General features: G+C 64.7%; 18 protein-coding genes. 7 read left to right on the top strand and 11 right to left on the bottom strand.

The genetic code is table 11. The annotated features are described in order from the left end of the window. Positions 1-23: 23 nt before the first annotated feature. From PQQ53_RS07110 to PQQ53_RS07100, 3 genes are all read right to left on the bottom strand, one after another. Positions 24-1,217, bottom strand: coding sequence for a phosphoglycerate kinase (locus PQQ53_RS07110; protein WP_408140466.1), 1,194 nt, complete (start codon positions 1,215-1,217; stop codon positions 24-26). Between the two features lie 270 nt (positions 1,218-1,487). After that, the gene (locus PQQ53_RS07105) at positions 1,488-1,814 is read right to left on the bottom strand and encodes a branched-chain amino acid transport AzlD family protein (protein ID WP_408140464.1); all 327 of its coding nucleotides are present in this window, start codon (positions 1,812-1,814) and stop codon (positions 1,488-1,490) included. Next, a complete protein-coding gene (locus PQQ53_RS07100) occupies positions 1,811-2,557 on the bottom strand; it encodes an AzlC family ABC transporter permease (RefSeq protein ID WP_408140462.1) in 747 nt (248 codons plus the stop codon). Before PQQ53_RS07100 ends, PQQ53_RS07105 begins: the two co-directional genes overlap by 4 nt. 222 nt (positions 2,558-2,779) lie before the next feature. On the opposite strand from PQQ53_RS07100, the gene PQQ53_RS07095 reads away from it, so the two are divergent. The 6 genes from PQQ53_RS07095 to PQQ53_RS07070 all read left to right on the top strand — a co-directional run bounded on the left by PQQ53_RS07095 (position 2,780) and on the right by PQQ53_RS07070 (position 7,758). Further along, the gene (locus tag PQQ53_RS07095; RefSeq protein WP_408323553.1) at positions 2,780-3,703 is read left to right on the top strand and encodes a branched-chain amino acid transaminase; all 924 of its coding nucleotides are present in this window, start codon (positions 2,780-2,782) and stop codon (positions 3,701-3,703) included. 89 nt (positions 3,704-3,792) lie between these two features. Further along, complete coding sequence (locus tag PQQ53_RS07090; RefSeq protein WP_035548391.1) at positions 3,793-3,987, top strand: zinc-finger domain-containing protein; 195 nt, start codon at positions 3,793-3,795, stop codon at positions 3,985-3,987. Between the two features lie 387 nt (positions 3,988-4,374). After that, on the top strand, positions 4,375-5,400 hold the full coding sequence (waaF, locus tag PQQ53_RS07085; RefSeq protein WP_408140458.1) for a lipopolysaccharide heptosyltransferase II: 1,026 nt from the start codon (positions 4,375-4,377) through the stop codon (positions 5,398-5,400). Positions 5,401-5,582: 182 nt separating this feature from the next. Then, positions 5,583-6,029 (top strand): nuclear transport factor 2 family protein, encoded by a 447-nt coding sequence (locus tag PQQ53_RS07080; RefSeq protein WP_408140453.1) that lies wholly within the window; start codon positions 5,583-5,585, stop codon positions 6,027-6,029. Between the two features lie 75 nt (positions 6,030-6,104). Continuing rightward, positions 6,105-7,175, top strand: a complete 1,071-nt coding sequence (locus PQQ53_RS07075; protein WP_408140452.1) for a hydrolase — start codon at positions 6,105-6,107, stop codon at positions 7,173-7,175. Further along, positions 7,168-7,758 carry a DUF2946 family protein gene (locus tag PQQ53_RS07070; RefSeq protein WP_408323551.1) on the top strand — a complete coding sequence of 197 codons (591 nt, stop codon included), beginning with the start codon at positions 7,168-7,170 and terminating at the stop codon, positions 7,756-7,758. Before PQQ53_RS07075 ends, PQQ53_RS07070 begins: the two co-directional genes overlap by 8 nt. An 81-nt stretch (positions 7,759-7,839) precedes the next feature. On the opposite strand, the gene PQQ53_RS07065 is transcribed toward PQQ53_RS07070, so the two are convergent. Further along, the gene (locus PQQ53_RS07065) at positions 7,840-9,549 is read right to left on the bottom strand and encodes a M48 family metalloprotease (protein ID WP_408140448.1); all 1,710 of its coding nucleotides are present in this window, start codon (positions 9,547-9,549) and stop codon (positions 7,840-7,842) included. Between the two features lie 144 nt (positions 9,550-9,693). Here PQQ53_RS07065 and moaC point away from each other — a divergent pair, with 144 nt between their 5' ends. Further along, positions 9,694-10,170 carry a cyclic pyranopterin monophosphate synthase MoaC gene (gene moaC / locus PQQ53_RS07060; RefSeq protein WP_408152373.1) on the top strand — a complete coding sequence of 159 codons (477 nt, stop codon included), beginning with the start codon at positions 9,694-9,696 and terminating at the stop codon, positions 10,168-10,170. Between the two features lie 67 nt (positions 10,171-10,237). Here moaC and PQQ53_RS07055 read toward each other — a convergent pair whose 3' ends face one another. From PQQ53_RS07055 to recX, 7 genes are all read right to left on the bottom strand, one after another. Next, on the bottom strand, positions 10,238-12,025 hold the full coding sequence (locus tag PQQ53_RS07055) for a PglL family O-oligosaccharyltransferase (protein ID WP_408323550.1): 1,788 nt from the start codon (positions 12,023-12,025) through the stop codon (positions 10,238-10,240). A gap of 148 nt (positions 12,026-12,173) precedes the next feature. Continuing rightward, entirely contained in the window at positions 12,174-12,797 is a 624-nt protein-coding gene (locus PQQ53_RS07050; RefSeq protein WP_408152371.1) for a pilin, read from the bottom strand. A 177-nt stretch (positions 12,798-12,974) separates the two neighbouring features. Beyond that, positions 12,975-13,679 carry a TerC family protein gene (locus tag PQQ53_RS07045; RefSeq protein ID WP_408140440.1) on the bottom strand — a complete coding sequence of 235 codons (705 nt, stop codon included), beginning with the start codon at positions 13,677-13,679 and terminating at the stop codon, positions 12,975-12,977. 147 nt (positions 13,680-13,826) lie between these two features. Continuing rightward, positions 13,827-14,708 (bottom strand): succinate--CoA ligase subunit alpha, encoded by an 882-nt coding sequence (gene sucD / locus PQQ53_RS07040; protein ID WP_228875199.1) that lies wholly within the window; start codon positions 14,706-14,708, stop codon positions 13,827-13,829. 115 nt (positions 14,709-14,823) lie between these two features. Beyond that, on the bottom strand, positions 14,824-15,993 hold the full coding sequence (sucC, locus tag PQQ53_RS07035; protein ID WP_064268774.1) for an ADP-forming succinate--CoA ligase subunit beta: 1,170 nt from the start codon (positions 15,991-15,993) through the stop codon (positions 14,824-14,826). After that, on the bottom strand, positions 15,990-16,715 hold the full coding sequence (locus PQQ53_RS07030) for a DUF2889 domain-containing protein (RefSeq protein ID WP_408323549.1): 726 nt from the start codon (positions 16,713-16,715) through the stop codon (positions 15,990-15,992). The genes sucC and PQQ53_RS07030 overlap by 4 nt, the downstream gene beginning before the upstream one ends. A gap of 167 nt (positions 16,716-16,882) precedes the next feature. Further along, the gene (recX, locus tag PQQ53_RS07025) at positions 16,883-17,590 is read right to left on the bottom strand and encodes a recombination regulator RecX (protein WP_408152370.1); all 708 of its coding nucleotides are present in this window, start codon (positions 17,588-17,590) and stop codon (positions 16,883-16,885) included. Between the last annotated feature and the right edge of the window lie 5 nt (positions 17,591-17,595).

The following is a 17,595-nucleotide window of genomic DNA, read 5'->3' as shown; positions in this document are numbered from 1 at the left end:
CCGTTAGGGAGCGCGTCGCCACGTTAAGCCCGCGATTCCAGGACTTCGACCGCCGGCAGCTTCTTGCCTTCGAGGAACTCGAGGAAAGCGCCGCCGCCCGTCGAGATGTAGCTGACCTTGTCGTGGATGCCGTACTTGGCGATCGCCGCGAGCGTATCGCCGCCGCCTGCGATCGAGAACGCCGACGACCTGGCGATCGCGTCCGCCAGCGTCTTCGTGCCATTGCCGAACTGGTCGAATTCGAACACGCCGACCGGGCCGTTCCACACGATCGTGCCGGCCTTTTCCAGCTGCGCTGCGAGCAGCTTGGCCGTTTCCGGTCCGATGTCGAGGATCAGGTCGTCGTCCTGGACATCGGCGACGGCCTTGACTTCAGCCTTGGCTGTGGGCGAAAACTCCTTGGCCGTGACCACGTCGGTCGGGATCGGCACCGAGGCGCCGCGCGCCTTGGCCGCGTCGATGATGGCTTTGGCTTCGTTCACCAGATCGGCTTCGGCGAGCGACTTGCCAATCTTCAGGCCGGCGGCCAGCATGAACGTATTCGCGATGCCGCCGCCGACGATCAGCTGATCGACCTTGTCGGCCAGCGACTTCAGAATGGTCAGCTTGGTCGACACCTTCGACCCGGCGACGATCGCCACGAGCGGGCGTTTCGGTGCGCCCAGCGCCTGGCCCAGCGCTTCGAGCTCAGCCGCCAGCAGCGGGCCGGCGCAGGCGACCGGCGCATACTTCGCGATGCCGTGCGTGGTCGCTTCGGCGCGGTGCGCGGTGCCGAACGCGTCGTTCACGTAGACGTCGCAGAGCTTCGCCATTTTCTGCGCGAGCTCGTCGGAATCCTTCTTTTCGCCCTTGTTGACGCGGCAGTTTTCCAGCAGCACGACCGAGCCCGGCGCGACGTTCACGCCGTTGTCGACCCAGTTCGCGACCAGCGGCACGTCGCGGCCAAGCAGTTCGGCCAGACGCTTCGCGACCGGCGCGAGCGAGTCTTCCGGCTTGAAGTCGCCTTCGGTCGGGCGACCGAGGTGCGACGTGACCATCACGGCGGCGCCCGCGTCGAGGGCCGCCTTGATAGCCGGCACCGACGCGCGGATGCGGGTGTCTTCGGTGATGCTGCCTTGATCGTCCTGCGGCACGTTCAGATCGGCGCGGATGAACACGCGTTTGCCGGATAGCTTGCCTTCGGCGATCAGATCGGAGAGACGCAATACCTTGTTCATGGGCGTGTGTGTGCGAGTTGATGAGAAGGCGGTGGCGGACGGCGCGCAGGCGTCGAGCGCGGCGAATTCCAGCGCTGTGACACGGCAGCTGATCCACGTGATCGGGCGCCTGCGGCAGGGCCGCGGCTCTCGCGCTTACAGCAGCGCGCTCAACCCGGAAACTGGCATTTTAACTGATCCACACTCCCTTCTGACCCGCACGCAGGCGAATCTCGCGTATTTGGAGATCACTCCGCCCATGGCGCGGCGCAGCATTCGCCAACCGTCCTGTTATATGAAGATGCGCAATAGCGTGAACACAATCATCCCCGTGACGATCGTGCCGAGCATGGTGCGCCGCCACAAAAACCACCCGAGACCGGACAGCGTCGCGTAAAACTCGTGATTGGACGGCGCGAACGACAGAGCGCCGTCCGGCGTCGTCAGCACGTCGGGCAGCACCACGGCGGCCAGCGCCGCGGCCGGTGCGTAGCGCAGCATCCGCTGCACGCGCGCGGGCAGCACCGTGCGCTCCCCGCCGATCAGAAACATCGCGCGGGTCACCGCAGTGACGAAGGTCATGCCGAAAATGGCCAGCCAGACTTGCGTGGATGTCATCGGGAATCTCCGGCGCTGTTGCGGATACGGCGCAGATCGGCGTGCTCGACCATCAGGTCGGCGGCGCTGCCGGCGATGATCGCCGCGATTACCGCGAGCGGCAGCGCGAGCCGGTACGGCAGGTCGAAAGCGAGCAGCGACACGACCCCGGCGACGCCGACCGCGACCAGCGTGGAGCGCGTCGCGATCGCCGACACCATGATGGGCAGCAGGGCCAGCGTGCCCGCCAGTGCGAGCCCCCAATTGTCGGGAATCAGGCTCGCGAGCAGGATGCCGGCGATCGACGACACCTGCCAGGAGAGCCAGCTGCACACCGCCATGCCCCAGAAGTACGCCTCCTTGCCCGGCACGTAACCGGTCGGGAAGCTCTTTTTCTGGAACAGCAGATAGATCACGTCGCCGTTGAAATAGCCGAGCACGATGCGCCGCCCCATCGACAGATAGGAGAAGTGCGGCGCGAGCCCGACGCTGAAGATCACGAACCGCGTGTTGACCATCGCCGCGGTGAGCAGCACGGTCCAGATCGGCAGCTTGGCGGCGAGCAGCGGCAGCACCGCCAGTTGCGACGAGCCCGCGTAGCACAGCAGCGACATGCTGAGCGCCTGGGGCAGCGTGAGCACGGATTTGCTCATCGCGATACCGGTGACGAGCCCCCACGAGAAAATCGCCATCAGCGTGGGCGAGTAGTCGCGCGCGCCCTCACGGAAGGCACGACGATCGGTATCAGACAGACGAGCGAGCATGAGGCGAAACGAGCCGGCGCAAGGCGCCGCAACGAAGGGAAGTCGACGCCAGGTCGTCAGGCACCCGCTGGCGCATCCGGATGTGAATTATGCGTGTGCCGGATTATAGCGTCCCGGATGCGCCCAAATGCCCGTTCCGTGTGCAAAAGACGCTAAAATAACGCTCTTGGCTGCCCCTGACGCGCGTAGCCACACTTCACAACGCACCCGCTGGAGAATCGTATGTCAATGGCCGACCGCGACGGCAAGATCTGGATGGATGGCAAGCTCATCGACTGGCGCGACGCCAAAATCCATGTGCTCACCCACACGCTGCACTACGGCATGGGCGTTTTCGAAGGCGTACGCGCCTACAAGACGGCCGACGGCGGCACCGCGATTTTCCGTCTGCAGGAGCACACCAAGCGTCTGCTGAACTCCGCCAAGATTTTCCAGATGGACGTGCCGTTCGACCACGAAACGCTTGCCGCCGCGCAACGCGAAGTGGTCCGCGAGAACAGGCTCGAGTCCTGCTACCTGCGCCCGATCATCTGGGTCGGTTCGGAAAAGCTCGGCGTGTCGGCCAAGGGCAACACCATTCATGTGGCGATCGCCGCGTGGCCGTGGGGCGCATACCTCGGTGAAGACGGCATGACCAAGGGCATCCGCGTGAAGACGTCGTCGTTCACGCGCCATCACGTGAACGTGTCGATGGTCCGCGCCAAGGCGTCGGGCTGGTACGTGAACTCGATCCTCGCCAACCAGGAAGCGATCGCCGACGGCTACGACGAAGCGCTGCTGCTCGACGTCGACGGCTACGTGTCGGAAGGCTCGGGCGAGAACTTCTTCCTCGTGAACAACGGCAAGCTGTACACGCCGGACCTGTCGTCGTGCCTCGACGGCATCACGCGCGACACGGTCATCACGCTTGCGCGCGACGCCGGCATCCAGGTGATCGAAAAGCGCATCACGCGCGACGAGGTCTACACCTGCGACGAAGCGTTCTTCACCGGCACCGCGGCCGAAGTCACGCCGATCCGCGAGCTCGACAACCGCACGATCGGTTCGGGCGCACGCGGCCCGATCACCGAGAAGCTGCAATCGGGCTTCTTCGACATCGTGAACGGCAAGAGCGACAAGTACGCGCACTGGCTGACCAAGATCTAACGCGCGCTGCGCCGATATCTCCGGGCCCGTTGCCCTTTCGGGCCGGCTACCGGCGCAACGCCCGCACCCTGCATACAACGAGAAAGCCCATGAGCGAAATCAAGGAAATGCCGCTGGTCGAACTGTCGGCAAAAGACCTGCCGGCGTACTGCCCGAATCCGGCCATGCCGCGCTGGAGCGCGCATCCGCGCGTCTTTATCGATGTCACGCACGGCGAAGCGCGTTGCCCGTACTGCAGCACGCGTTACAAGCTGCGCGACGGCGAAGTGGTCAGGGGTCATTGAACCTGGCGCATTGAGCGTTGGTTGCCGGCGGTGCTGGCTAGAGATGTCGTGTGCGGCTCGATGGGTGCGGGTTAATCGGTGTTTCAGGTCGCCCCGTCCTCCGCTTCGTCGTGTGTGGTTGGCTTGCTGACAGGCTGAGGATGATGCTGTCCGCCTTGTCGTCAGGCGGGCCGGGCGGGATTACACAGCAAACGCACACAACGCCGACGCGCACGCAAGCTCAAAGGCCAGCACGCTCCAACGGCGCCCCAAATCGGGCCGCCACCGCGGCGCCTCCGGCCAACCGGAAGCGCGCCACGCGGTTCGCGGCTTTTCCCTTTTCATCAATCCGAACGCTACGCGCATTGCGCGCGCGGCGTTTCGTTTCGACACCGGACACTCACTCTGATGCGTCGCGCGTTGGTTATCGCACCGAACTGGATCGGTGACGCATTGATGGCGCAGCCGCTGTTTGCGCGCCTCGTGAAATTGCATCCGCGCATCGTCATCGACGCGGTCGCGCCCTCGTGGGTCGCGCCCGTGCTCGAACGCATGCCGGAAATCCGCGACGTCTACGCCACCGACCTCGCGCACGGCAAGCTGCAAATGCTGCGCCGCTGGCAGCTGGCGAGCGATTTGCGCGACGTCGGCTACGACGCGGCCTATGTGCTGCCGAACTCGCTCAAGTCGGCGCTGGTTCCGTGGCTGGCGGGCATTCCGCTGCGCATCGGCTACACCGGCGAAAGCCGCTACGGCCTGCTGAACGTGCGGCACGCGAATCCGCGCAAGGACGAGCGCCCGCCGATGGTCGGCCAGTACGCCGCCCTCGCCTACGCGCCCGGCGCCAAGCTCCCCGACGACCTGCCGATGCCGCGCCTCGACACGGACCTGAACGAAGCGTCGCGCGTGTCGGCGCGTTTCAATCTGGACACGCGCGTGCCGCTGCTGGTGTTCTGCCCGGGCGCCGAGTACGGGCCGGCCAAGCGCTGGCCGCCCGAACACTTCGCCGCGCTCGCGCAGATGGTCGGCCAGTCGTTCCCGTACACGCAGATCGTCGCGCTCGGCTCGCCGAAAGACGCGCCGCTCGCCCAGGCGATCGCCGAGAAGGCACCGAACGTGCGCAACCTGTGCGGCCAGACCGCGCTCGGCGAAGCCTGCGCGCTGATCTCACGGGCCAACGCGGTCGTCACCAACGACTCCGGCCTGATGCACGTCGCCGCCGCGCTGCGCCGGCCGCTGGTGGCCGTGTACGGTTCGACCGATCCGCGCCACACCCCGCCCTTGTCGGAGCTTGCGAAGGTACAATGGCTTCATCTCGAATGCAGCCCCTGTTTCGAGCGCGAATGTCCGCTCGGGCATCTGAACTGCCTGAAGCAACTGAGCGCCGAACAGGTCTTCAGCGATTTGCGCGGCATGCTGCTCGCGCAACGCTGAGCCGACTGATAGTCGACTTGGTACTTGCACGCAACACCGCACGCCCCCGTGTGCGTCGCGTCATGTTCGCGCCTTGCGGCACGGGCATGCTGACGCTCCGGGGCCGACAGGTCCGGTGCGCCGGACTGTCCCGCTGACCGCTGCCCCGCAACCGCGCGCCGCGCACAAGAGACTGACGAGCCATGCCACGTTTTGCCCATATCTTCGAAGCCGCCGCCGACACCCTGAACGCCTACTATCAGGCCGTCGCCGAGGTCAATATCGACAGTTTGATGGGCCTGTGGATCGATGAGGAGTTCGTCAGCTGCATCTGCGCCGACGGCTCGCACCTGCACGGTCTCGACAGCATTCGCGCCGGCTTGCAGAGCCAGCTCGAGGCCGCGCCCGTGTCGATCGAGCCGCTCGACATCCGCGTCTACGACAGTCTCGGCACCGTCGTCTATGCAATTGCCGAGGCGCATCGGCCAGCTGGTCCCACCGCCACGCCCGCGATGGTCTTCACGACTTACGTGATGGTCCACGAACGCGGCGAGTGGCGCATCGCGCACATTCACGCGAGCCCGATGCCGAACGAGGCCGCGAGCCAGTTCGCCACCAAGATGCGGCATGGTCAGGGCTCGCTGCACTGACGCACGCTTGCGGTTCAGTTTCAGGCACGGTTTCAGATTCAGATTCGCGCTTTATTTTTTTGCTCCAACGCCGGCATGAGTTCGACGCACGATAAATCCGTTTCCTCCGGCACGGCCCAAGCCACGGTCGCGGCCGCCGTCGAGGCCACTGTCGAGCTGCTCTACCGTGCCCCGCTGTGGCTGCCGAACCGGCATGCGCAGACCATTGTCCCGTCGCTGTTCGCGCGCCGCCCGGCGGTGTCGTTTCGCCGCGAGCGCTGGGATACGCCCGACGGCGATTTCATCGATCTCGACTGGGTCGTGCCGGACGGCCAGCCCGCCGCGCCCCGTACGCCCGCCGCCGACGCCCCACTGTTCGTGCTGTTTCACGGCCTCGAAGGCAGTTCGGGTTCGCACTACGCGGCGACGTTGATGGCGGCCGCGCGCGACTACGGCTGGCACGGCGTCGTGCCGCACTTTCGCAGTTGCAGCGGTACGATGAACCGCCTGCCGCGCTTTTATCACCTCGCCGACAGCAACGAAGTCGACTGGGTGCTGCGCCGTTTGCGCGCCGCGCATCGCGGGCCGGTCGTGGCGGCGGGTGTGTCGCTGGGCGGCAATGTGCTGCTGCGCTGGCTCGGCGAACGGCGCGAGGACGCCGCGTCGGTGGTCGCGGCGGCGGCCGCGATTTCGACGCCGATCGACGTGCATGCCGGCGGCCGTGCATTGTCGCAGGGCTTCGGCCTCGTCTACACGCGCAGTTTCCTGAAGACGCTCAAGCAGAAGGCCGAGCAGAAGCTGGCCCAGTTTCCCGGCCTGTTCGACCGCGACGCGATGCTGGCGAGCCGCACCATGTACGAATTCGACAACGTGGTGACCGCGCCGCTGCACGGCTTTCGCGATACCGACGACTACTGGAGCAGCGCGACCACGCGGCCGCTATTACCGCACATTCAGGTGCCGACGCTGGTGCTCAATGCGCGCAACGACCCTTTCCTGCCGGCCGAGGCCCTGCCATCGCGGCATGAAGTCTCGGCGGCGGTGGAGCTTGACCAACCGAAGCATGGCGGCCACGCCGGCTTCATGACCGGACCGTTCCCGGGCCGCATCGACTGGCTGTCGCGGCGCGTGTTCGGCTACCTGGAGCGGCACGTCGATCATGGATGACATCGTCAAACAGGCTTTGGCCAAGTGGCCGAACGTGCCGAGCTGCACGGGCTGGCTGATGCTGGACCGGCGCGGCAACTGGCGTATGCGTGACGAAACGGCCCAGGCGAGCGGCTCGCCGGGCACGCCGATCCGGCATGAGGCACTGCTCGGCTTCATTAACCGGAACTACGGCGCCGACGAACACGGACAGTGGTTTTTCCAGAATGGCCCGCAGCGGGTCTACGTCGAGTTGGGTTACACGCCTTGGGTGGTGCGGTTGTCGGCGAACGCCGATGGGACGCTCGCGCTGCAGGACCAGGCAGGCGGCGCCTTTGAGCCCGCGGCTGCGTTTGTCGACGAAGAGGGCGGGATTCTGTTTGCCGACAGTGCCGACGGTGCCGACAATTCTGCGCACCCGAGAGTCGCGGTTCTGCACGATCACGATCTGGAAATCTTCTCCAATCACGCGACGCTCGCCGACGATTCGATGAGCGGCGAGTTCCACTGGAACAACGAGACCGTGTTGCCGCTGCAAGCGATACGGCGCGGCGAGGTCGCCACGCGCTTCGGGTTCGAGCCGAGTCCGGCGGCGAGGGTTTAGGTAGGTCCAGGGCTTGGCGCGCACGACGTTCGTGCCTCAGCCAGCGCGCACAGATGACACCGGACCCGCCTTAACCGCGAACTAGCTCTTCTCATCGAGCCGCTCTTCCTTGTAGCGGCTCTCCATTTCGTGCAGGCGCGCATCGACGGTCGCGAGATCGTAATAGCCGATCGTTTTCAGATCGCGCGCGTCCTTCAGTTGCCGGATCGCCGACGACCACGCGCCCTCCAGCGCGAACTTCTCCGCCATCGCCCGATGCTGCGTCAACGCATCGCCGCTGCCCGCGCTCGCTTGGGCGAGATACAGCCACCAGGCAGGCTGATCCGGGTGCGCGCGCGTTTCGTTCTGCGCGAGCGCCTGCGCATCGGCGAAACGGTGCAAGGTCAGCAAGGTGCGGATGTGCATGTCGATCGCGGCATTCGACTGCGGCCAGCGCTTCTGCGCAAACTCCGCGAGACGCGCGGCTTCGTCGTTGCGGCCAGTACGCCGGGCGATGTCGGCGGCCAGCACGTCGAGGCTCGGCGAACTGCGCGCGGGTTCGCCTTCGGTGCGCTCGCCGGTCGCGAATGCCGTACGCGAAGTCGCGAGTGACGCCACCGCGTCGTCATAACGGTCGAGCAGCATCTGTCCATACGCAATGCCGTACCAGTTCGCCGCGACGTTGACCGCGGTGCGGTCGTCGATCTCCGAGCGCAGGCGCGAAATTTCGTCCGCGTACTCGCTGCGCGAGCGGTCCTGCAGCAAACGCGCCCGTGCTCGCACGAAACCGTATTCGGGCGCCTGATGCGGCTGCCGGTACGGCGCGCGGCGCGCACGGTCTTCCATGTCCGCGATCCGCTCGCCGGTCAACGGATGCGTGCGCGCGTATGCGGGAACACCCGTGTCGCTCATCGCCGCGCGATCGAGCCGGCCGAAGAAGGTCACCATCGCGTACGGGTCGTAGCCCGCGCCGGCCAGCAGCAGAAAACCGACCCGGTCGGCCTCGTGCTCGGCGGAACGCGAAAAGCGCAACTGGTTGTCGACCGCATACGCCTGGCCGCCGATCGCAATTGCGCTGCCCAGGTCCCCGCTGTGCGCAAGCACGCCCGCCAGCACGCCGAACAGCAGGCCGGCGAGCGCGGCATAGCTGCTGCGCTCGCTGGCCGAGATCATCCGCGAGATGTGACGCTGCAACACGTGGCCCATTTCGTGACCCAGCACCGACGCCAGTTCGGACTCGGTCTGCGTCGCCGCGATCAAGCCGGTGTTCACACCGATGAACCCACCCGGCAGCGAAAACGCGTTGATCTGCGGATCGCGCACCGCGAACAGCTCGAAGTCCGGGCGATAGCCGCCGATATACAGCGCGCTCGCCGCCGCCGCGAGTTTGGCGGCCACCGAATTCAGGTAGTCGCGCACGAGCCAGTCGTCGAGATAGTCGGGGTCGCGGCGCACTTCGCGCATCACGCGCTCGCCGAGCTTGCGCTCGGCCTGCGGCGTCAACGCACCTGAGCCGCCGTTGCCGAGATCGGGCAATTGCTGGGTGGCGATCGGCGCGCGCAAACTGCTGTTCACACCGGCGTTGCCGGAGAGGCGGCTCTGCGCGCCGCCGTACACGCCGAACACGCCTTGCGCGATGTCGGGTGGCAAGAGCGGGTCGGCGTAGGCATCGGCCGGGCCGCTGATCAACGGCGATTCGGCCGGCTGCGCGTTGAGCGCGAGTTTCGGCGCGGCATGCGATTGCGCGAACGCGCCCGGCGGCGCCGCGAGCGCGACAGACAACAACGCAGCAAGAAACCGTTTCAGACGCATCGCGAGGTCGATAACGAAGTCGGAAAGCGACGCCCGCGGCTCGGACTAAGATAGCGGGCACAGGGCAATTGTAATCAGTCGATGCGGTGATCCGGGTGGGCTGCGTCGCACTGCTATGATAGGCGCCCTCTGAAGGAGCCAACCATGCCTGAACTCACTCATTTCGACGCCGCGGGCCAAGCGCATATGGTGGACGTCGGCGGCAAGCAGGAGACCAAGCGCATCGCCGTCGCGCGCGGCTCGATCCGCATGCTGCCGCAGACATTCGCGCTGATCCGCGACGGCAACGCCAAAAAGGGCGACGTGATCGGCATTGCGCGCATTGCGGCGATTCAAGGCTCGAAGCGCACCGCCGATCTGATCCCGCTTTGTCACCCGCTCGCGCTGACGCGCGTAAAAGTGGACTTCGAACTCGATGAAACGCTACCTGGCGTGCACTGCACGGTTCAGGTGGAAACGCTTGGCCGAACGGGTGTGGAGATGGAAGCGCTGACCGCCGTGCAGGTGGGGCTGCTGACGGTGTACGACATGTGCAAGGCGGTGGATCGCGGCATGACGATCACCGACGTGCGCGTGCTGGAGAAGCACGGCGGAAAGTCTGGGGATTGGGTAGCGGGTTGACGGCGGCTTACGCCATCAATCCCCTTCCCCCTGACGCTTTGATTCTTTGCGACGGACGCGACCGGCGTCAATCCTCGTCGCTCTCGTCGTCGTCCTGATTGACGTCGGACGACGGCATGCCATAGCGCTTGACGAGTTCCGCCTTGAAGGCGGCCAGCGACTTGTGCTCATCGGTCAACTGGTACAGATAACCCAGTTGCGACGGCCAGTCCTTCAACTCCTCGGCAAAAATCTTCAGGCGTTCGACGGTGTCGAGCGCCGCCGCCGTATCTCCGCTCAGCGCCTGCAGCACCGCATAGCGTCGTAATACGGTTTCGCCCGGCAGCAGCGCAATGGCCTGCCTGTGCATCGCGAGCTTGCGTTGCAGGTCGACCGAATTCATCGGCTGCAACGTCGCAAGGCCGTACTCGCCCCACGCCCGGAACAGGAACGACGGCGCCGCCGTGTATTGCTCCGCCGGCCGCGAGCCGTAATACAGCACCTCCGCGCGCGCATAGTCGCGATATACCGGATAGAGCGCGGCCAGCCCGCCGAACACCACCACAGCAAACGCGCCGAACGACAAACGTGCGGGCACGAGCCGCAGCGGGCGCGTTTCGAGCAAGCCGAACACGAACATCGCCGGCAACAGGAAGAACATGTACTGCTGCGGATATTCGACCAGCGCATGCATCGTCAGCACGCCAATCAGCGCGATGCCGAACACGCGCGTCGCGCTTTGCGGGGCACGCACCACGCGCACCAGCCAGGCGACGAGCCCGAGCAGCACGATCGCTACGCCGATCAGGCCGGTCTTCGCAAGCAGATCGATGAAGATGTCGTGCGAATTATTGGCGATCTCGACGCCGCCGAGCGTCCTCACCAGTTCGTACTGGTAGCTCGGAAATTCGCCCCAACCGACGCCCAGCAGCGGATGGGTCCTGAACATCGTCCAGCCGTACTTCCACAGCGCGAGGCGCGGCGCGATCTGACCGGCGTCCTTGAAGCGGTCCGCCGCCGACTGTCCGAGCTCCAGGTGATAGTGCACATTGGCCCAGCGGATCAGCGCATTGACCACGAAGAACAGGACGGCGAGAGCGATCGGGATGAGCCACTCACGGTTGCTGCGGCGTAGCAGCGGTTCGCTGCGGATCTGCGCGAACGCCATCCAGAAACCCGCAACGACGGTCACCCCCATCTGTAGCCACGGGCCGCGCGAAACGGTCAGCGCCAGTCCCGCCGCGAAGATCGTCGATACGAGCAGCCAGATGCCGACGGCCAGCCGCCGCGTCTGCACGAGGAACAGCGCGCCCGCCATTGCGAACGCGATATAGGTGGCGAGGTGGTTCGCCTGCGCCATATTGCCGAACGGCCGGCGTTCGACCGTCACGTTATACGCAACGACGAACGGCGCCACGCGCGTCTCCAGGTGAAAGAGCTGGATCACCTGACTGAACACCGCGAACAACCCACCCACGATCAGCGCGCCAGCCGCCCAGCGCAATGCCGTCTCGTCGAGCTTGGCGCGCGAAAAGCCGTAGCCGGCATGAACCGCCATGAACCCCGCGAGCAGGAAACCGCCGCCGAGCCAGTTCATTGAGGGTTGCGCGACCGGCAGCAGCACCGCTTGCGCGACCAGCACCAGTCCGAACAGCAACGGCACCAGCGCGACCGTCGGCGAGGCGAACGTAATGCGTGGTCTCGCCGTCGCCATCAGCAGCACGACACCTGCACCGGTCAGCAGATACAGCGCGAGCGCGGTGAACTCAGCGTAGAAGGTCGGAATCGGGTACGTATGGTTGGCGACCGCATACGGCAGCACCAACGCGAGAGCCAACAGAATGAGAGACAGGTAGCGCGCAAATGGGGTGGGCATCGAGTAACCGGTAGGGCGTCAAGCAACCGGCGCACTATACAAAAAATTCCTTGCGCTGTGCGCCGGCCCGGCCGAAATATGCCGAAAATCAGCCTTTTACGTGCGCTCCGCCTTCATGCGGCAAGCGTTGGCCGAATCACGCGCTCATTCACGAGCGGCATTCCGGCGGTGCGAGATTCGACGCCAGCGTGGGCGCCTCCGCAGGTGCGGGCCCCGCGCCCGGCGCCGGCAACGAAGACGCCGTTTTGCCGCTCGTGAAGCACTCCCACGTCAGCGCGCCGGCTTGCAGCGAATCCTTGGCCAACGCGACCCGCGCGGTCGGTGCGTCCGCATTGTCGGGCACCGACGGCACCAGCGTGAGCGTGTTCGAACCGGCGGGCGCGACGCGCGTCGTGAAGGCGATCGTAATCTGGCCGGTGTCGTCGTCGACCCGGATGGACTCCACGTTGCGGGTCGCGGGCGGCGACGCGTAACCGCCGCTGAACGCATTGCCGCTCGCGGCGTTTTCGGCGACCGCGAGCCGCGCGGACGAGGCAAGTGACAGGCCTTCGCCCACCCGGCTGCGAGCCAGATAGTCCTGGTACGCGGGAATCGCATAGGCCGCGATCACACCGACGATCGCCAGCACGATCATCAGTTCGATCAGCGTGAAGCCGACGCCGAAGCGGCGGCAAACGCGCGCGAGCCGCGCGGACCAGGCCGCTCGCCCAAACAGGGAGCGCGCGGCAAGCGAGGACTGGGAATAAGGGGAATACGGCAAGGTAACGATCATCGGCAGGCTCCTGAAACGAAAAACGCCTGGCCCTCGGTCGGGGACAGGCGTTTCAATCGTAGCCAGCGACGCTCCCGGCCCACAGTCAGCCGAACGGCTAACGTTGCGCTCAAGCGCTATAGCGGCGGCGAGTTCTGGTTCAGGTTCCGGCACATGCGCACATGCGGCCCGTGCGCCTCACGCCGCCGCACGATTGGCATTGCGACGCTTTAACAGGTAGCCAAGGATCACGACGAACAACGCTCCCGCGATGTTCATCCCGTATTCGGCGGCGGGCGTGTCGAGAATCGGCCAACGGTCGCCGGCCGGGTCGTTGATGATCAGGCCGCCAGCGATCCAGCCCAACAAAGCAGCACCGAGCAGGATGATGATCGGGAAACGGTCGAGCAGCTTGAGGACGATCTGGCTACCCCACACGATCAGTGGAATGCTCACCACCAGGCCGAAAATCACCAGCGCGAGGCGATGCTGTTCATCGGCCGCTTCGGCGGCGCCCGCAATGGCGATCACGTTGTCGAGGCTCATCACCGCATCCGCGACGATGATGGTTTTGATCGCCGACATCAGCCGGTCGGCCGGCTTGATGTTCTCATGCGGGTCGTGCGCGGGCGCCATCAGACGCACGCCGATCCACAGCAGCAACAGCCCGCCCGTGAACTTCAGCAGCGGCACGTCGAGCAGCACGACGGCGAACGCGATCAGCGCCACTCGCAGCACGATCGCCCCCGCCGTGCCCCACAGCACGCCGCGTATGCGTTGCGCGGGCGGCAGATTGCGGCAGGCCAGGGCGATCACGACGGCGTTATCGCCACCCAGCAGGATGTCGATGACGATGATCTGGAAGACCGCGCCCCAATGGAGGGTGGTGAGGAACTCGAGCATGAGAAGAAGAATAAGAAAAAATCTGCCGCGCGGACAATAAAAAAGCGGGGGAGCCTAAAACTCCCCCGCTTTTCGGGACCGCCCGCTCACGAAAGGACTTCGTAAGCGTAACAAAAAACGCGCCATAACAGCACGCGAATTTTGCTTTTACAGCATCGCCTTCAGAAGACGCGCCATTTCCGACGGGTTCTTCGTGACCTTGATGCCGCACGCGTCCATGATTTCCAGCTTCGCTTCAGCCGTATCCGCACCGCCCGAGATCAGCGCGCCAGCATGGCCCATGCGCTTGCCCGGAGGCGCCGTGACGCCCGCGATGAAGCCAACCACCGGCTTCTTCATGTTGTCCTTGATCCACTCAGCGGCGTTCGCTTCGTCCGGACCGCCGATTTCGCCGATCATGATGACGGCGTCCGTATCCGGATCGTCGTTGAACATCTTCATCACGTCGATGTGCTTCAGACCGTTGATCGGGTCGCCACCGATACCGACTGCCGACGATTGGCCGAGGCCAATCGCCGTCAACTGGCCGACTGCTTCATACGTCAGCGTGCCCGAACGCGACACGACGCCGATACGGCCCTTGCGGTGGATGTGACCCGGCATGATGCCGATCTTCAGTTCGTCCGGCGTGATCGTGCCCGGGCAGTTCGGTCCGAGCAGCAGCGTCTTGCTGTTCTTTGCGCGCATGCGTGCCTTGAGCTCGATCATGTCACGGACAGGAATGCCTTCCGTGATACAGATCGCGAGGTCCAGGTCGGCTTCGACCGCTTCCCAGATTGCCGCAGCAGCGCCTGCCGGCGGAACGTAAATCACCGACACGGTCGCGCCCGTTTCAGCCTTGGCTTCCGCGACGCTAGCGTAGATAGGAATGCCTTCGAAATCTTCGCCGGCCTTCTTCGGGTTCACGCCTGCAACGTACGCTTCGCGGCCGTTTGCATATTCACGGCAAGCACGCGTGTGGAACTGACCGGTCTTGCCGGTGATGCCCTGCGTGATGACCTTGGTGTCTTTGTTAATCAGAATCGACATGTATAAACCTCTGTTCGTTTGGCGTCATGCGGTTGCGCCGCGAGGCGGAATGTTCTCGCCCGCGTCGCTCGCACGCCGCCATTCGTAATCCTGGTAAACGCGCTTGGGGTTTGGCTTACGCCTTGCCCGCAGCGGCCGCGACGACCTTCTGAGCCGCTTCTTCCATGCTGTCCGCCGCGATGATCGGCAGACCGGATTCGGCGAGCATCTTCTTGCCCAGGTCTTCGTTCGTGCCCTTCATGCGGACCACGAGCGGCACCTTCAGCGACACGGCCTTCGACGCCGCGATCACGCCTTCCGCGATCACGTCGCAGCGCATGATGCCGCCGAAAATGTTGACCAGAATCGCAGTCAGGTTCGGGTTCTTCAGCATGATCTTGAACGCTTCCGTGACCTTCTCGGTCGTGGCGCCACCGCCCACGTCGAGGAAGTTCGCCGGTTCGCCGCCGAACAGCTTGATGGTGTCCATCGTTGCCATTGCGAGGCCAGCGCCGTTCACGAGGCAGCCGATGTTGCCGTCGAGCGAGATGTATGCGAGGTCGAACTTCGATGCTTCGACTTCAGCCGGATCTTCTTCGTCCAGATCGCGGTACGCGACGATTTCCGGATGACGGAACAGTGCGTTCGAATCGAAGTTGAACTTGGCGTCGAGCGCGATGACCTTGCCGTCGCCGGTCAGGATCAGCGGGTTGATTTCGGCCAGCGATGCGTCGGTTTCCCAGAATGCCTTGTACAGGCCTTGCAGGATCGCGCGCGCTTGCGGCAGCGAAGCGGCGGGCACGCCGATCTTCGTTGCGAGTTCGTCGGCTTCAGCATCCTTCAGACCGGTCGCCGGGTCGACGGCGATCTTGTGGATCAGCTCAGGCGTCTTTTCCGCGACTTCCTCGACGTCCATGCCGCCTTCGCTCGATGCCATCACGACGATCTTCTGCGAAACGCGATCGATCACGAGGCCGACATACAGTTCCTTCTTGATGTCAGCGCCTTCTTCGATCAGCAGACGGTTCACCTTCTGGCCTTCCGGACCGGTCTGGTGCGTGACGAGCTGCATGCCGAGGATCTGGTTCGAGTATTCGCGAACCTGTTCCAGCGACTTGGCGACCTTCACGCCGCCGCCCTTGCCACGGCCACCCGCGTGGATCTGAGCCTTCACGACCCATACCGGGCCGCCGAGCTCTTCCGCGGCCTTGACCGCATCATCCACCGAGAAGACCGGCTTGCCGCGCGGTACCGCGACGCCGAATTTCCGCAGGATTTCCTTACCCTGGTACTCGTGAATCTTCATGCGTGATTCCCTTCAGTCTGAGAGTTGGATTGAACTTCGTTTCCGCTGCCGTCGTTCATGCCGGACGCGTTGCCGCCCTCGCCTGACGATGCCGCGCGATCCACTGAATGCGGTGCGTGGCCATACCAGCGCGGATAAAACTGTTGCACCGCCTCGCCGTCGAAACGCAGCGCGTGGCAGCGTCCCAGCTGGAATGGCGGTTTGTCGTTGGAATGCTCGCCTGTGCTGTTAGACGATTCGTCTCCTGAACCTGCGCTCGCGCCTCGCGTGTCGCCATTGGAGTCACCGGTGTTCCACACGTCGCCGGCGAATGCCTGAATCGCGGCGGTCGGCAGGATCGCACACAGCTCGGTGAGATGCGTGCAACCGGCCGTGCCGCCGAGCAAACGGGCAGCATCGCGACGGAAATTGTGCTGGAGATTGAGCCCGATGAGGGCACGGTAGGCGGGATTGCTGACTTGGCACAAACCAGGATAGGGCACCCAGTCGGACGACGCCTCGGCGTCGACGACATTGAGCTTGCGATCGATGGTGATGCGAAGCCAGAGTTCATGGATCGGCTGACCATTGGGCCGGACGCCCGACGCAAGCGCCACATCGCGTGGTTTTTCGTCGGTCAAGCACGCTTCCACATCCCACAGGCCATCGGCTCGCTCATAGGCTTCCGCTCTGATTGCGCGACGATGGCGCAACTGACGGGACACTGGCGGGGAAAGCGGCATGCGGGAAGGAAAGGCCGGATTGGAAAACCCACGAATTTTAGCATACTGGGTATTTGAGACAGGTTGGAATCCGCAAGGGCGGGCAGCGAGGCTGGGCGCCTGTCTCGAAGGAAATGGGTATGAGGCCGGAAGGGGCGGCCCAAAAACGATGCCCGAAGTCAACGCGGCTATTCGCCGCCCCACTCCTCGTCGAGGCCTTTGAGGATTTTGCCGATCGTGGCGCCCGAAAAACCGCGCGCCGCCAGAAATCGCGTCTGCTTGGCCCGCTCGGCGGGCGTCTCGGGAAGCTGGCCGAACTTTTTGCGCCAGACGGCCTGAGCACGCACGAGTTCGGTCTCACGCAATTGCGCGCTGGCTTCTTCGACGAGTGTCTGGTCGAGCGCGTGCTGCTTCAGTTCGCCGAGAATCCGGTTCGCGCCCAGCCGCGACGAGCGACGATGAACCAGGCTTTCCGCGAAACGCGAGTCGGACAGCCAGTTTTCGGCCTCCAGCGCGTCGAGCACCGTATCGAGCGAATCGGTTTCTTCAACGAATGGCTTCAGTTTGCGTGCGAGTTCGGCGCGACTGTATTCGCGGCGCGACAGATAGCCGAGCGCGCGCCCTTTCAGCGAACGTGCCGGGCGTTGGGATTTTTTTGCTTCATCTTGCCCCGGTCTCGCTTCGCCAGGTGTGCGACGCGAACGGGTGTAGGTGGTCTCGGAAGGGTCCGAGGTTGAGGACTGCGAGGGTTCAGACTGCGCGCGCTGCTGGCCGTGGCCCGCAGCGCGGTCGTGTGCGTCGAACGATTCGAATGGATCGAACGGATCGTCGCCTTCATCGCGCGGGCCGGCCGAATGGCGTCCGCCATCGGACAACGGTCGGCCCTTGCGTATCACTTGAT

The sequence above is a fragment of the Paraburkholderia strydomiana genome, from assembly GCF_046030495.1.
GTDB classification, from domain to species: domain Bacteria; phylum Pseudomonadota; class Gammaproteobacteria; order Burkholderiales; family Burkholderiaceae; genus Paraburkholderia; species Paraburkholderia strydomiana_A.
The sequence above is the reverse complement of the archived record's forward strand: the minus strand, read 5'-3'. Positions and strand labels throughout refer to the sequence as shown.